Here is a 14,806-nt window from a genome sequence, read left to right as displayed (position 1 = left end):
ATGAGAATCGTTTAGTATATAGGGAATGCTATATTAATGTCGGTTACTATGTTACGCTTAAAAAGGAAGAAGTACCCTATAATGGAGGGAAATATGTAATTACCAGGTGAAGCCTATGGAAAAATACACAAAAAAGACAGATCGGTTCGACTGGACATTAACGCTGCTGTTATTTCTTTTTTTCCTAATTAGCTGCATTGCCATCAACAGCGCGCAATCGACCGGCCAATATGGCGACAGGAACTTTATGATCATGCAGGTCGTTTGGTATGTGGTTGGTGCCATTATTATTACTATCACGATTTTCTTTGACAGTTTTCAGCTTAAAAGGCTTGCATGGATCTTATATGGGTTTGGCTTATTGCTGCTAATTGCGGTTTATGTTGCTCCTGAAAGCATCGCCCCGTACCGAAATGGGGCAAAAAGCTGGTTTGTCATTCCCGCAATAGGGCAAATTCAGCCTTCAGAATTTGTGAAAGTGTTTTTGATTTTAGCCCTTAGCCGCGTGATTACCTCGCACCACGAAAAATATATTATTAAATCTCTGAAAACAGATTTTGGCTTGTTATTGAAATTAGGAGTAACCACCGCCGTTCCGGTCGGATTAATCATGCTTCAGCCTGACCTCGGAACAGCGCTTGTCATTTTATCGATCTTAACCGGTATCATTCTTGTGTCCGGAATTTCATGGAAACTCATTCTGCCGATTTACGGGACCGGAGCCTCATTGGGTGGTTTTATAATTTATCTTGTTATCATAAAACCGGAGCTGCTTGAAAAATACCTAAAGGTTCAAACCTATCAATTTAATCGTATTTATTCTTGGCTAGATCCTTATACGTATGCGAGCGGTTCGAGCTACCACTTGGTAAAGTCGCTAAGTGCGATTGGATCAGGACTTATCTCCGGAAAGGGGTTTCGCAATAGCGAGGTGTATGTTCCGGAATCCCATACCGATTTTATTTTCAGCGTCATAGGCGAGGAGTATGGGTTTATTGGCGGAAGCATCGTAATCAGCCTATTCTTCCTGCTAATTTATCATTTAATCAAAACAGCACTGGATACGAATGATTCGTTTAATACGTATGTCTGCACTGGGATCATTAGCATGATAACCTTCCATGTGTTCCAAAATGTCGGGATGACGATACAGGTGCTACCGATCACTGGGATCCCGCTCCCATTTATAAGCTACGGCGGCAGTTCGCTAATGGGAAATATGTTCGCAATGGGACTTGTGTACAGTATTCATTACCATCATCGAAACTATATGTTTTCTTCTAGAAAATCGTTAAGTGCGTAAATGAACAGGGCGGCGGTTCATATTCCGCTGCCTTTACTATTTTATTTCGAGCCCATTTGAAGGAATGTTTCCAATAGGAGGCCATATATATTTTAATATGAGACAAACTGTTATAAACTTAGAAAAGCGGAACGCCTCGATCAGGGGCTGAAGCTGGACCTTGATTATAGTTAACGACTGATTACATAAGTGAAGGGTGCGCTATGTCGGAATTTATTTTTTCTATTTTAGATTTCTTATCACAATTAGGATACTTAGGCATTGCTTTAGGATTAATGATTGAAATTATCCCCAGCGAAATCGTTTTAGGCTATGGGGGATACATGATTTCACAAGGGCATATTAATTATTTTGGTGCTATTATCGCAGGCACCATCGGCGGTACGCTGGCGCAATTATTTTTGTATTGGGCGGGCTATTATGGCGGAAGACCTTTTTTAGAGAAATATGGCAAATATGTGTTAATTAAAAAGAAACATATTGATGTTGCGGAGAATTGGTTCCGAAAATATGGCGCTGGCGTTATTTTCACAGCCAGGTTCATCCCTGTCGTCCGGCACGCCATCTCGATTCCAGCCGGGATTGCCAAAATGTCTGCTTCAAAGTTTACTCTTTATACGGTAGCGGCCATCATCCCATGGACCATTCTTTTCCTTTATTTAGGAGAAGTCTTAGGCAGCAACTGGTCACATATTAAAGAATACGCACAGCCATATATCATTCCGATTATCATTGCAGCGCTGGTAATTGGAGCCATTTATTTTTTAATTCAAAAGACGAGGAAAACGAACGACTAATCTGTTCAAAAAAACACCCTTAAGAACTTTCTTGAGGGTGTTTTAAATATTAAAGACAATTTTTTAGGATTTCGGAGGTATTTTGTCTTTAAGAGGATTTATTAAAGACAGTTTTCACTATTTTGTAAGGCATTTTGTCCTTAAGAAGCCTTATTGAAGACAGTTTCTCCATTTTTGTAGGGCCGTTTGTCTCCAAGAACCCTTTTTGAGGACAGTTTCTCCATTTTTGTAGGGCCGTTTGTCTACAAGAAGAACCTTTTTTGAAGACAGTTTCTCAATTTCTGTAGGGCGGTTTGTCTCCAAGATTCCTTATTAAAGACAGTTTCACTGGTTTCATTTTGTTTTTCGTCCTCAATAATATTAAGAAACAAGCTTTAATCCAATAGCCGCTCCTAATACCATAAAAATAAACAAAAGCCTCTTCCAATCTTTTGATTCACCATATAAAACCATTCCTAGCAGCGCGCCGCCGGAGGCACCAATACCTGTCCAAATCGCATAGGCAGTTCCCATCGGCAAGGATTGCATCGCGAGCGCGAGGAATAGAAAGCTGCAGCCAAACCCGACCATTAATAAAATGATTGAAAGCAAGCTTTTGTCTTTATTCACTTTATTAATCATCGTAACCCCAAACATTTCAAATATGCCGGCCAACACCAAAGAAACCCATGCCATTAAGAATCCGCTCCTTCCACAGCCTTATCATCGGTAACCAGCTTCAACCCAATTACCCCAATTAACAATACAAGAATTAATACCATTTTTTTCACTTCAAAAGGTTCGCCAAAAAAGATTATGTCGGAAAGAACCGTTCCTGCTGTCCCTAAGCCTACAAATACAGCGTATACTGTTCCCACTGGCAGCTTTCGTCCGGCATCAATTAATACATAGAAGCTAATAATAATAGATACCACTGTTCCAGCCCATGTCCAAAAATCATATGCATGCTTTAATCCAATTACCCAAAACACTTCAAAAAAGGCCGCAAAAAACACCTTCGTCCATTGTAAGTTCATTCTAACCACTCCCTAAAAAGTTCATAATAAAAAGCCTAGGAGATAACTGTTTCATCAGTATCTCCCAGGCTTTTATCCCTCCGTGTACACACTATTCCACAGTGTGCGTTTTCTCTCGGACCAGACTGACTTCTCAAAGTCACGGAACCCTAGAAAACCTTCTATATTGAATTTAAAACCATTTTAGCACATAACGAACTTATCAGCACGTCTTTTTAATTGAAGTTTTTTCCTTATATAGGAAGTACATATATAACAGCATCGATAAGAACACGGACACGGCAGCGGTTTGATAAATGGTACTGTATCCGTACATGTGACTGATTTGCCCAAAGAACATCGCCCCGATGCCAATCCCTAAATCAAAGAAAGAGAAGAAAGTGGCATTCGCCATTCCCCTACGATTAATTGGCGTTTTTTCAATCGACCATGCCTGCAGGGCTGGCTGTACGGTTCCGAAACCTAAACCATACAACACAGCAGCTATAAATAGAATCGTACTATTTGGCAGCCATGCTAGTAACACCATGGCAATCAAAATTAATAGCGTTCCAGGAATAAACACAGCCCGGTGGCCTTTACGATCATATAGCTGCCCGGCGAATGTCCTCGTTAACATTACGGAAATAGCATACAGCAAGAAATACCATTGGATACCGGTAATATTCTTTTGTGCTGTATATAACGGCAAAAAGGATGCAATTCCGCCAAACGTTACCGTGATGAAAAACATCAGCATTGCCGGCTTTATGGCACTCTTTTCGTAAATATCCAGCCTGGCCATCTTCTCTTTCGGTCTTGGTTCCACCTTTCGATAGGTGATCCTCGATGACAGGAATAAGGCGGTCAGCCCTAAACCTGCGCAAATGAGGAAAAAGAGCTTAAAGGAGATCGCCCCGGTTAAAATCAGCCCAAGTGATGGCCCAAATGCCATTGCGATATTCCCGGACAGGCCGTAATAGCCCATCCCTTCGCCGCGTCTCGATGATGGAATTAAATCCGTAGCAATCGTCCCTGATGCTGTCGTCGAAAGCCCCCATCCAGCCCCCTGGATGACCCGCATGAAAAATAACAAGGCAATACTCATTAAAAAACCGAAGGAACCGACAGACAGAACAAAAATGGTCAGGCCTGTTAAATAGACAAAGCCCCTCCCCTTTGTCTCCAGCCAATTCCCGGCAAACGGGCGAAGCAGTAAGGCTGAAAAGGTAAAGATTCCAACGACAAAACCGATTAATTGGTCATTTCCACCTAAATCCTCAACAAAAAGCGGAATCGTTGGCAGCGTCATCTGAAATCCGAGAAAGATAAAAAAGTTGGCACAAACAATCAGCACAAAATCCTTTGTCCAAATCTTTTCTTTACGTAGTGATTTTTCCATAAAGACGTTAGAATTCCTCTCTTTAAAATAAATGAAAAAACGTTTCTACAAATTGTAGAAACGAAATTTCATGATGCCGTTTACTTTGAGCCAGCTATTTCAATGACACGTTTCATTTCTTGAATTTTCCCTAAATGAAGCGCCTCATGGAAAACAGCAAAACTAGTTAATTCGCCAACAGTTTCCTGCCCTAAAAATGGCTCTGGAAGCTTATGGTCAAAGCTGTTAGCCGGAATTTCTTTAATCCGCTTAATCTGATCCTTTAATTGGGCGGTCAGATCCTTAACAGATGGAACATCTTCGTTCCAATCAGCTGGTTTCGTACCGTTCCCGAAAAGTTCGAGATAATTTGCCGGCAGGTTGTTTGATTTTTTCGGGAAACCAAAGACAAATTGCTCAGCCACCGTTAATACGTGGCCAACATGCCAATGAATAGAATTTTTAAAGCCTTCAGGCTGGACATGTAAAATACTCTCATCCAACGCTTCCACATTTTTTATAAAAAATCTTCTTGCGGTTTCATAGCTCTTAATTAGCAGTTCACTCATTACTTAGCCTCCCTTGTATTTCGTATAACTTTATTCTATACCATAATCCCCCAATTTTTAAACCAATAAGGCTTACATTTCCTCAGGAGCTTTAATGCCAAGCAATCTTAAACCTTCTTTAAGAACTTCGGTCACGCTATATACTAGTGCTAAGCGGGCTGGCTGCTCTTCGCTTTCTTCAAGAATCCGAACTTCTGCATAGTATTTATTAAAGACTTGCGCAAGATCAACAACATATTTTGCAATCAGGGATGGGTCAAAATTCTCACATGCGCGTTTAATGGCATTCGGGAATTCCATTAGGAAGCTGACAACCTTCCATTCTTTCTCCCATGAAGTGTTGAATGTGTGCTGTGCTGCCTCTGCCTGCCAATTTCCTTTTCGTAAAATAGAGCATGCTCTAGCAAACGTATATTGTACGTATGGACCTGTTTCTCCTTCAAAACGCAGCATTTCTTCTAATGAAAACTCGATATCATTCATCCGGTTATTTTTTAAATCGTGGAAAATAACCGCGCCAACACCAACTTGTTTAGCGACTTCATCCTTGTTAGCAAGGGACGGATTCTTCTCTTCAATATTGTGGCGCGCCATTTCAATCGATTCATTTAATACTTCTTCAAGAAGCACGACTTTACCTTTACGTGTGGACATCTTCTTGCCGTCCTTCAGCATCATGCCGAATGGAATATGGACCATTTTCTCAGCCCAGTCATAGCCCATCTTTTTAAGCACGGCAATTAATTGCTTAAAGTGAAGGCTTTGCTCGTGACCGACCACATATAACGATTTTACAAAATCATAGTTTTCTTTACGGTATAGGGCAGCTGCTAAATCACGTGTCGCGTAAAGCGTTGCTCCGTCTGACTTTTTGATCAAGCATGGAGGCAGTTCTTCTTCCGTTAACTCAACGACCATCGCGCTATCGGATTCTACCAGCAGCCCTTTTTCCTCGAGCAGGTTGACGACGCGGTCCATTTTATCGTTATAAAAAGCTTCACCATTAAAAGAATCAAACTCGACGTTCATTAAATCGTAAATTCTTGCAAATTCTTTTAATGATTCATCGCGGAACCATTGCCATAGGGATTGGGCTTCTTCATCGCCATCCTCTAATCTTTTAAACCAAGCGCGTCCATCATCCTCAAGAGATGGATTAGATTCCGCCTCTTCGTGGAAACGCACGTAAAGGGTTAATAATTCCTTGATTGGATTTGCTTTTACTTTGTCCTCATCACCCCAAAGCTTATAAGCGGTGATTAGTTTCCCAAACTGGGTGCCCCAGTCGCCAAGATGGTTGATTTTGATTGGTTTATAACCGCACTTCTCCACAATCAGCGCGATGGCATTCCCGATCACGGTAGAGCGCAAATGACCCATAGAAAATGGCTTTGCGATATTTGGTGATGACATATCAATGGTCACATTGCCGTCCTGTCCAAATTCCTGCGTACCGAACGCTCCATTTTGCGAGATAATTTGGCTGACAAGCTGTTCTGCGACAAGCTTTTTGTTTAAAAAGAAATTTAAGTAAGCTCCCACGACCTCTACCTTTTCAAATGTCGGGGATTGGATTTTTTCCGCCAATTCCTGTGCGATTAGGTTTGGCGCTTTACGTTTAATTTTTGCAAGCGAAAAGCATGGGAATGCTAAATCTCCATGTGATGCGTTTTTCGGTTTTTCAATCAGCAGTTCAAGTTCTGCCGCTGTTTTTTCTCCGTCCAGCAGCCCTGCTAAAATTTCGGCAAGCTCTTTCTTAAAATTCATGATTTTGTTCGACCTCCTATTTTATAAAAAACAAAAAACTCCCGCCTCTATGATGAAGAGACGAGAGTTATATTTCCCGCGGTACCACTCTAATTGTTCAATAAGAACCAGCTTTATTTTGGTAACGGAGTGTTCTCCGGCTGAACCCTACTTGTTTCGGGTCCGCATCTCCAAAGTGCGTTTCATTATCTCATCCGTATCAGGCTTCCACCATCCCTGACTCGCTAAGCACATCCTAGATAACTACTCTCTTTGTCATTGATTTTATAAAGACTCAGGTTATTTAGTTATTATACTGAATGCCAAACGAATTATCCAGTCTTGCTGATGATTTTTTTGCTGTCTGGTCATCCTATTGTTAAAGGAGGGATTACTGATGGCAAGGAGAAATAAAATATTGGTCCCCGAAGCTCGACAGGGATTAGACCAGCTTAAGGCGAAGGTTGTTCAGTCACAAAGCCCTGAAGATGCCAAGTTTGAAGCGGCAGAAGAAGTAGGCGTGCCATTAAAAAAGGGCTACAATGGACAGCTTACGTCTGAACAGGCTGGCAAAGTTGGCGGCAGGCTTGGCGGCAGCATGGTCCGCGAGCTTGTCAAAATGGCACAGGAAAATCTGCGAAAAAAGCGCTAGCTTTGTTTTTGACTATGAGAGAGGCATTCCTTAGGGAATTTGGCAGCTTAAATTGGTTCATATAAATTTGGGCTATAGGACAGTTCCTGGCTTGTCACTCGCTTTTTTGTCCCATGGAACCTCTCTATGGGACAGTTCCCGGCTTGTCACCCGCTTTTTTGTCCCATAGAACCTCTCTATGGGACAGTTTCCCGCTTGACATTTTAAACCTGGTTCCCTGCTGTTTTGTCCTTCATCAGCCTTATGAAGACCATTTTGAACTTGGCTCCCGCCTGTTTTGTCCTTCATCAGCCTTATGAAGACCATTTTAGACCTGGATTCCGCCTGTTTTGTCCTTCATCGGGCTTATGAAGACCATTTTGAACCTGGATCCCGCCTGTTTTGTCCTTCATCAGCCTTATGAAGACCATTTTGAACCTGGATCCCGCCTGTTTTGTCCTTCATCAGCCTTATGAAGACCATTTTGAACCTGGATCCCGCTTGTTTTGTCCTTCATCAGCCTTATGAAGACCATTTTGAACTTGGCTCCCGCCTGTTTTGTCCTTCATCAGCCTTATGAAGACCATTTGGACCTGGATCCCGCCTGTTTTGTCCTTCATCGGGCTTATGAAGGACATTTCCGATCTGTTACCCGCTTTTTTGTCCCATAGTCCTTTTGGAATTTTGCCAACCTATTGCTTTTTTTATTCCGGAAGTCCTTTTAATAGAAACACCTTCATGACTTCGGCAATTTGCCCTGAGCTTAGTGGTTCATGATTTCTTTCCCAATCCGACACTAACGCAATATACATTTTTAACAATAAGAAGCTTGTCAGCTCTGTATTCATTGGCGGGATAGATCCCTTCTCAATCGCAATTTCAAGCTTATTTTTTAAATAGGCAATTATCTCATTTTCCACATGCTGCAGCATTTCAGAAACCGCCAAAGTGCCCATTTCCGCTTCTTCCTGAACAAGTTTAATCATTAGCTGGTGCTTGGAACGAAACTCCAATAAGCGATATAAGGCATGATGGACATTTTCCGTAATCGGCAGACCGGGTTGAATCGCCGCATCAGCCTCAGCGATCATTTCTTTAACCATCGATGAAATGATTTCTTCAAACAGCTCTTCTTTATTTTTAAAAAATGTATAAATGGTTCCCTTACCGACATTAGCAAGCTTCGCCACTTGATCCATTGTCGTTGCCTTAAAGCCAAATAATGAAAAAGACTTTGTCGCTGCATCCACTATCATCTTTCTGCGATCAGGTGCCACAGTAATCATCCCCTATTGACTAAATTAGTTCTACGGTCAATTCTATATATTTTCACTATATCATAGCCTGCTATTAAAGAAAAGGGTGTCAGGTACCATGTGCCTGACACCCTACTATGATGCATACACTCCCCACAATTTGGAATGATAATCAGTAGTATAAAAGAGGAGTGCCTCGATATGTTCAAGTCCCGTAGACAAAAATTAAAACAAAAGCTGAAAACAACTACGCAAATGCCCGTCGATGTGCAAAACCAGCAATTGGAAGCGGACCTTTTTGCAAATGAACAGATAATAAAAAATTTATTCAACAACTGCTCGGATCTAATAACCCGCCCCATCCATATTAATAACGAACCGAAAATCATTTTATTCTATCTAGAAGGGTTAACTGATACAAAAACGCTCGATACCGTGTTGTTAAAGCCGTTGATGTTTCAGGGTCTGCCCAATGCGTTAAATAATGTAGGTTCTTTAGGGCAAATAGTCGAGAAGCACCTTATAGCAGCCACTCCTGTTAAAACATTTTCTGAAGTTGGTAAACTAATAGACCGTATTTTAAAGGGTAATATTGCTATTTTAGTCGAAGGTGAAACAAAGGGATTAGTCGTAGATATATCGGGGTCAGAACAAAGAAGTGTAGAGGAACCGGGAACAGAAGTTGCGATTCGCGGTCCAAGAGATTCTTTTACGGAGACATTAAGAACCAATACGACGCTCATTAGAAAAAGAATCCGCAGCACTAGGCTGAAGATGGAATCAATGACAATTGGGGAACTTTCACAGACAGATATAGCGATTGCCTACATCGAAGGAATTGCTCCCGAAACACTGCTGCAGGAAGTTCGAAAAAGACTGAATCGAATTGAAATTGATGCGGTTCTGGAATCTGAGTTTATCGAAGAATTTATTGAGGACGTACCTTTTACTCCATTCCCGCAAATTCAAAATACAGAAAGACCTGATATTGTCACGGCCAATTTACTCGAAGGCCGGGTTGCCATACTCGTTGATAACACGCCGTTTGCCCTGATTATTCCAATGACCTTTTGGAATGGATTTCAAGCGGTCGAGGATTACTATGAACGATTTATCTATACATCCTTTATTCGTATTATTCGTTTTATCTTGTTTAATGTCGCTATGTATCTGCCGTCTCTTTATGTTGCTCTGACCACCTATCACCCAAAACTCATACCAACAACACTTCTTATTAGTGTTGCAGCGGCACGAGAAGGTGTTCCGTTTCCAGCAATCATAGAAGCATTGATTATGGAGGTCGTGTTTGAGGGGCTTAGGGAAGCTGGGATTCGCCTGCCAAAAGCAGTCGGTTCCGCGGTCAGTATCGTGGGTGCGCTCGTAATCGGCCAGGCTGCAGTACAGGCAGGGATTGTCTCCGCCCCAATGGTTATTGTCGTTGCTACTACCGGAATCGCCTCATTTGCGGTCCCAAGGTACAATCTTGGAACTGCCTTAAGGCTAATAAGATTCCCTATGTTGCTATTGGCCGGAGTCTTTGGGTTATACGGAATCGTGATCGGTTTTATTGCTCTGATTATTCACCTAGTCAATCTTCGCTCCTTTGGAGTTCCTTATTTTACCCCGATCGCACCGCAAATTCCAACGGATATAAAAGACGTGTTGGTGCGTTCGCCAAGATGGACAAATCGTTTTGGTCCGATTTTTACATTTGGCAGGAATAAGCAGAGGATCCCTCCAGGACAAGTGCCGGGTCCTCAAAAAGGAGGTCGGGAACCATGAAAAAATACTCAGTCTTCCGTTTTGGCTTATGCTTCAGTTTACTTTTTTTATCTGGCTGCTGGGATCGGAAGGAATTAAATGACCGGGCTATTTGGCTGGCAACCGGCTGGGACGTGGCTGAAAAGGGTGAAATTGAAATTAGCGGTCAAATTGTCATTCCGGCGAACGTACAGACACAAAGTGGCGGCGGGAGCGGAAGCGCTAGCGGGCAAGGATTCTTCACAATATCGGCGAAAGGCAAAAACGTAAGTGATGCAATGCAAAACATGCAGACAAAACTCCCGAGAGAGGCATTTTTCGGCCAGCGCCGAGTTGTGTTTTTAGGAGAGGAATTTGCCAAACGAGGTCTTAAAGGATATTTTGATGCAAATCAGCGGGCCTCTGATGTCAGCCTTAGAGCCGACCTGTTTGTTGTAAAGGGTGGAAAAGCTAAAGACCTGCTTAGGTTACCCAATCCATTGGAGAAATCCCCGGCTGTCTCGGCGTTAAAAGAACATAAACAAAGCGGCGGCAGGGGAGATACAGCCTATTTAAAATTTCTTACCGCTGCTACCCGTGATGGAATTCGACCATCAGTCCCCTCTATGGAAATCAGCAGCTCAATAGAAGGAGAAAAAGGGGGGAAAGAGAATTCTCCAAACCCCAAGGTTGTCCGATTATCAGGGGTGACCGTATTTGATCGAAATCTTAAGATGATTGGTTTTTTAAATACTGAAGAAAATAGAGACTTGCTTTGGGTTATGGGACTTCTCAAAAAAATGACAATTAGTACTACTCATAGTAAAGGCGGCGCCAGTATCAATTTGACAAAAATTGACTGCAAAATAAAACCAATATTTAATCAAAATAATCAGGTTAGTTTTAAAGTCATTTTAAAGGGAGAAGGGGCTCTTCAGGAAAGCAATTCAGGCATGGACATGGAATATACAGAAAACCTTAAGATTCTTAATAAGAAGTTTGAAAAAATGGCGGAAAAACAAGTTCAGCGTACTATTGAAAAAGTTCAAAAAGAATATGGTCAAGATATTTTTGGATTTGGTGAGGCTGTTCACCGAAAACACCCTATAAGATGGAAGTCATTAAAGGATGACTGGGATCAAACATTTCCAAAAACAAACATTTCCGTCACAGCCCAAATCAAGATTAAGCGAATTGGAATGGATGGACCATCTGTATTATTTAAAGAAAGTGAGATTAAGAAATAAATATCGCAGGGCTTCCAAATGGGAGTGGAGAAAATTTTATAAAAAGGGAAAGTGAGAGCATAAATGAAACTTTCAGGGCTGCAAATATTTTGGCTGATGTTTACATTTGAAACAGGGAATATGATCCTGCTTACCGTTAGCCCGGTCATAGAAGATGCCAAGCAAGATGTGTGGATTGCTTATTTGATTGCCAGCTTATTAGGTGTTCTAATAGTCTATATTGCTTCAAAAACTGCCCTGCTGCATCCGAAACAAACATTGGTGCAATTTAGTAAAAGTGTTTTCGGCAAATGGATTGGAACCTTTGTTGTGCTTATTTATCTTGTACAATGGTATTCGGTGGTAGGCAATATTTTACGCGAATTCGCGGACTTTACGATTACCATCCTGCTCCCCTTGACTCCGCCATGGCCGTTATTTATTACCATGCTTTTATTAATGATCTATGTAACGTTTATTGGCGGCATAGAAGGCATTGGGCGATGCAGCGAGGTCTTCGGTCCCATCATTCTCTTTTCTGTCATTATTCTTGTCATTTTTTCATTGAAGGATGTTGAAACCATTAATTTAATGCCGGTTTATATTGATACAGGATTTTTTTCTATTTGGAAAGGTGCATTAACGCCACTCGCCTTTTTAGGTGAGTCTGTCATCATCCTAATGCTTGCCTCCTTTACGGATAACCCAAAGAACGTGGTAAAAAGCGCCGTTTCTGGGATTGCATTAGCGGCAATTTCAGCCACCCTTGTTGGATTATGTGTGCTCTTAGTTTTTGGACCGGATATTTCTGCTAAACTGCGCCACCCAACCTTTGATGTGGTTAGCTATTTATCAATCATGGATTTCATTCAAAATTTAGAGATCATTGCCGTACTGGTCTGGATCCTTAGTGTGTTTATTAAGTTATCACTATATTTCTTCCTAAGCTGCTATGGCACCGCCCAACTATTCAAAATGAAGGACTGGCGTAAAATGATCTGGTTTTGCGGCATCTTTTTCTTTATCCTAGCCCAATTCTTTCCAGACACATCCTACACCTTGGGCTACATGAAAACCTATTGGACCCAGTACGCGCTGCCCATCAACATGGTAGGCATCCCTATATTACTATGGATTGTCACAAAAGTCCGGAAAAAGATGAAGGTTTCAGGCACCATGTGAAAATTCACATGGTGTCTGACACCTACTTGTCGTTTTTTAATCTGCCGGCTTCCTTTAGTGCTTTTTTAATGATTAGCTCAATTTGCGCATTTACACTGCGGAATTCATCTTCTGCCCATTTTTCCAATGCATCGTAGACTTTTTGGTCAACACGCAGTAAAAATCGCTTCTTTTCGGCCACAACATCACAACCTTAGTAAATCGTTCCTGTATTGATTACAGGCTGGCTCCCCTTTTCAGACACAATCGCCACCATCAAGTTATTCACCATTTGCGCTTTCTTTTCTTCGTCCAGCTCTACAATGCCCTCTTCCTTCAGTTGGTCAATCGCCGATTTGACCATCATAACCGCCCCATCAACTATGACTTTTCTTGCAGCTAACACGGCTTTAGCCTGCTGCCTTTGCAGCATGGCCGATGCAATTTCACTCGAATAAGCCAAATGCATGATACGTGCTTCAATAATTTCTACTCCGGCAAGCTCCAGCCGCTTTTGCAAATCCTTCGTCAATTCATCCCCAACCTCATCGGAGTGCTGACGTAAGGAGATTTCGTAATCATTATTCATATTATCATAAGGATATTGACTGGCAACATGGCGCAATCCTGTTTCACTTTGGGTATGCACAAATCCTTTATAATTTTCAACGTCAAAAACAGCTTTAGCTGAATCTACCACCTTGTATACAACAACCGCAGCAATCTCAATTGGGTTGCCTTCTAAATCATTTACTTTTAATTTATCACTATTAAAGTTAATAACCCTTAGGGATACTGTTTTCCTTACCGTTAAAGGAATCGTTAGGTAGAATCCTTCATGCTTAATCACACCGAGATAACGCCCGAATAAAGTAAAAACCTTAGCCTGATTCGGCTGGACAATCGTAAATCCAGTAAGGATAAGGAACATCACCAAGCCGCAGAGAACCCCAAGAACTAAAAGTACGTAGTTTTCATATAAGGTGAATTGTCTAACCCCAATAACAGCTGCTGCTCCCAGCAATATAAACAATAACACCCCCAAAAAACCATTCACCTTAAACATGTCTTTCTCTTTCATACCCTACCACTCCCCTTTGAAACATTTTCCATCTTATATCATTATGATATCACTTTGATGTCACAAATAAAAGGGCTATTTGGAAAAATATTTCAAAAAAATAGGTGTCAGGCACCATGTGAAAAATTCACATGGTGCCTGACACCTAGCAATGTAAAATTAGAAGTTTCTATATTTTCCTTCTGATTTTGGTTTCAGAGGCAGTATTTTTTGTTCGATTTTTTCGTATTGGGCGAGCAGGGTTTTTATGAATGCAAGCCTTGGTACCAGCCAGTGCATGATTAGAGCTGAGATTAATCCCAGCAGTGCTCCTGTAAGGACATCTCCAGGGTAGTGAACGCCGACCATGATACGGGAAATTCCCACAGCAACTGCTACAGCCAGCCAAATCCAGCCTTCTCTTTTCCGGACAAGCCAAATGGTGATACAAATCGTAAAAAATATGATGGAGTGGTCACTCGGAAAAGCATTATCTACTTCATGTTCCACCAGCTTATTTACATTTGGCAGCTCGGCAAACGGCTGGTAATGAGAATAGAGTTTTCCAGCAATTTTTCCAAGGACCTCCGCAAGCACGACAGCGAAAACTCCCTGAATCATCATCATTCGGTTCAGGTCGCTGCGTGTAAACCAATAAACAACCATTCCCAAAATTAACACATACAACATGTATTCAGCCATAAATACAGCAACAGGTTCTATTGCATGATATGTTTTTCCAACATCATTAATAGAGCGAAAAACATCTATGTTTAATTCCGAAATTGACATTGACTATTTCTCCTCACTTTATTATTACTTTCCATTTCTAGTAAAACACAATACTTGACATTATACCATCTTCGTACGCTTCAAAAAAGTGACTGGAAATTATTTTTATAGTTTTGAATTAGGCTCGATTCTCATTGTGCTATACTATA

At 41.4% G+C, this 14,806-nt stretch carries 16 protein-coding genes, 1 riboswitch and 1 other annotated feature; of the genes, 6 read left to right on the top strand and 10 right to left on the bottom strand.

The window, feature by feature from the left end:
- The first annotated feature begins 115 nt into the window (after nt 1–115).
- Both A6749_RS13970 and A6749_RS13965 read left to right on the top strand, forming a co-directional pair.
- Nucleotides 116–1,303: an FtsW/RodA/SpoVE family cell cycle protein gene (locus A6749_RS13970; RefSeq protein WP_066390472.1), complete on the top strand. Its 1,188-nt coding sequence runs from the start codon at nt 116–118 to the stop codon at nt 1,301–1,303.
- Nucleotides 1,304–1,506: 203 nt separating this feature from the next.
- On the top strand, nt 1,507–2,100 hold the full coding sequence (locus tag A6749_RS13965; RefSeq protein WP_066390469.1) for an undecaprenyl phosphate transporter UptA: 594 nt from the start codon (nt 1,507–1,509) through the stop codon (nt 2,098–2,100).
- Between the two features lie 360 nt (nt 2,101–2,460).
- On the opposite strand, the gene A6749_RS13960 is transcribed toward A6749_RS13965, so the two are convergent.
- The 5 genes from A6749_RS13960 to argS all read right to left on the bottom strand — a co-directional run bounded on the left by A6749_RS13960 (nt 2,461) and on the right by argS (nt 6,812).
- Entirely contained in the window at nt 2,461–2,775 is a 315-nt protein-coding gene (locus A6749_RS13960) for a DMT family transporter (RefSeq protein WP_066390466.1), read from the bottom strand.
- Nucleotides 2,775–3,116, bottom strand: coding sequence for a DMT family transporter (locus tag A6749_RS13955; protein WP_066390457.1), 342 nt, complete (start codon nt 3,114–3,116; stop codon nt 2,775–2,777). The genes A6749_RS13960 and A6749_RS13955 overlap by 1 nt, the downstream gene beginning before the upstream one ends.
- A 59-nt stretch (nt 3,117–3,175) precedes the next feature.
- Nucleotides 3,176–3,280: riboswitch (guanidine-I (ykkC/yxkD leader) on the bottom strand.
- A 38-nt stretch (nt 3,281–3,318) separates the two neighbouring features.
- Nucleotides 3,319–4,497: an MFS transporter gene (locus tag A6749_RS13950; protein ID WP_066390454.1), complete on the bottom strand. Its 1,179-nt coding sequence runs from the start codon at nt 4,495–4,497 to the stop codon at nt 3,319–3,321.
- A gap of 80 nt (nt 4,498–4,577) precedes the next feature.
- A complete protein-coding gene (locus A6749_RS13945; RefSeq protein ID WP_066390446.1) occupies nt 4,578–5,045 on the bottom strand; it encodes a DinB family protein in 468 nt (155 codons plus the stop codon).
- A 72-nt stretch (nt 5,046–5,117) separates the two neighbouring features.
- Nucleotides 5,118–6,812 carry an arginine--tRNA ligase gene (gene argS / locus A6749_RS13940; RefSeq protein WP_066390434.1) on the bottom strand — a complete coding sequence of 565 codons (1,695 nt, stop codon included), beginning with the start codon at nt 6,810–6,812 and terminating at the stop codon, nt 5,118–5,120.
- 53 nt (nt 6,813–6,865) lie between these two features.
- Nucleotides 6,866–7,080: a binding site (T-box leader), on the bottom strand.
- A 108-nt stretch (nt 7,081–7,188) separates the two neighbouring features.
- Here argS and A6749_RS13935 point away from each other — a divergent pair.
- Nucleotides 7,189–7,443: an alpha/beta-type small acid-soluble spore protein gene (locus tag A6749_RS13935; RefSeq protein WP_066390432.1), complete on the top strand. Its 255-nt coding sequence runs from the start codon at nt 7,189–7,191 to the stop codon at nt 7,441–7,443.
- A 449-nt stretch (nt 7,444–7,892) separates the two neighbouring features.
- On the opposite strand, the gene A6749_RS28420 is transcribed toward A6749_RS13935, so the two are convergent.
- The gene (locus tag A6749_RS28420; RefSeq protein ID WP_161487145.1) at nt 7,893–8,060 is read right to left on the bottom strand and encodes a hypothetical protein; all 168 of its coding nucleotides are present in this window, start codon (nt 8,058–8,060) and stop codon (nt 7,893–7,895) included.
- Between the two features lie 66 nt (nt 8,061–8,126).
- Nucleotides 8,127–8,699 (bottom strand): TetR/AcrR family transcriptional regulator, encoded by a 573-nt coding sequence (locus tag A6749_RS13925; protein WP_066390429.1) that lies wholly within the window; start codon nt 8,697–8,699, stop codon nt 8,127–8,129.
- A 180-nt stretch (nt 8,700–8,879) separates the two neighbouring features.
- On the opposite strand from A6749_RS13925, the gene A6749_RS13920 reads away from it, so the two are divergent.
- The 3 genes from A6749_RS13920 to A6749_RS13910 all read left to right on the top strand — a co-directional run bounded on the left by A6749_RS13920 (nt 8,880) and on the right by A6749_RS13910 (nt 12,826).
- Nucleotides 8,880–10,460 carry a spore germination protein gene (locus A6749_RS13920; RefSeq protein WP_066390424.1) on the top strand — a complete coding sequence of 527 codons (1,581 nt, stop codon included), beginning with the start codon at nt 8,880–8,882 and terminating at the stop codon, nt 10,458–10,460.
- Nucleotides 10,457–11,665, top strand: coding sequence for a Ger(x)C family spore germination protein (locus tag A6749_RS13915; RefSeq protein ID WP_066390423.1), 1,209 nt, complete (start codon nt 10,457–10,459; stop codon nt 11,663–11,665). Before A6749_RS13920 ends, A6749_RS13915 begins: the two co-directional genes overlap by 4 nt.
- A 63-nt stretch (nt 11,666–11,728) precedes the next feature.
- Nucleotides 11,729–12,826, top strand: a complete 1,098-nt coding sequence (locus A6749_RS13910; protein WP_066390421.1) for a GerAB/ArcD/ProY family transporter — start codon at nt 11,729–11,731, stop codon at nt 12,824–12,826.
- Nucleotides 12,827–12,848: 22 nt separating this feature from the next.
- On the opposite strand, the gene A6749_RS27675 is transcribed toward A6749_RS13910, so the two are convergent.
- From A6749_RS27675 to A6749_RS13900, 3 genes are all read right to left on the bottom strand, one after another.
- Nucleotides 12,849–13,007 carry a type II toxin-antitoxin system antitoxin gene (locus A6749_RS27675; protein ID WP_084797826.1) on the bottom strand — a complete coding sequence of 53 codons (159 nt, stop codon included), beginning with the start codon at nt 13,005–13,007 and terminating at the stop codon, nt 12,849–12,851.
- A 12-nt stretch (nt 13,008–13,019) separates the two neighbouring features.
- Complete coding sequence (locus A6749_RS13905) at nt 13,020–13,886, bottom strand: SPFH domain-containing protein (protein WP_066390417.1); 867 nt, start codon at nt 13,884–13,886, stop codon at nt 13,020–13,022.
- A 159-nt stretch (nt 13,887–14,045) separates the two neighbouring features.
- A complete protein-coding gene (locus tag A6749_RS13900) occupies nt 14,046–14,657 on the bottom strand; it encodes an undecaprenyl-diphosphatase (protein WP_066390415.1) in 612 nt (203 codons plus the stop codon).
- Nucleotides 14,658–14,806 lie beyond the last annotated feature (149 nt).

It is taken from the genome of Neobacillus mesonae (genome assembly GCF_001636315.1).
Classification (GTDB): domain Bacteria; phylum Bacillota; class Bacilli; order Bacillales; family Cytobacillaceae; genus Neobacillus; species Neobacillus mesonae.
Note: the sequence above shows the minus strand (reverse complement) of the source record. Positions and strands in the feature narration are given on the sequence as shown.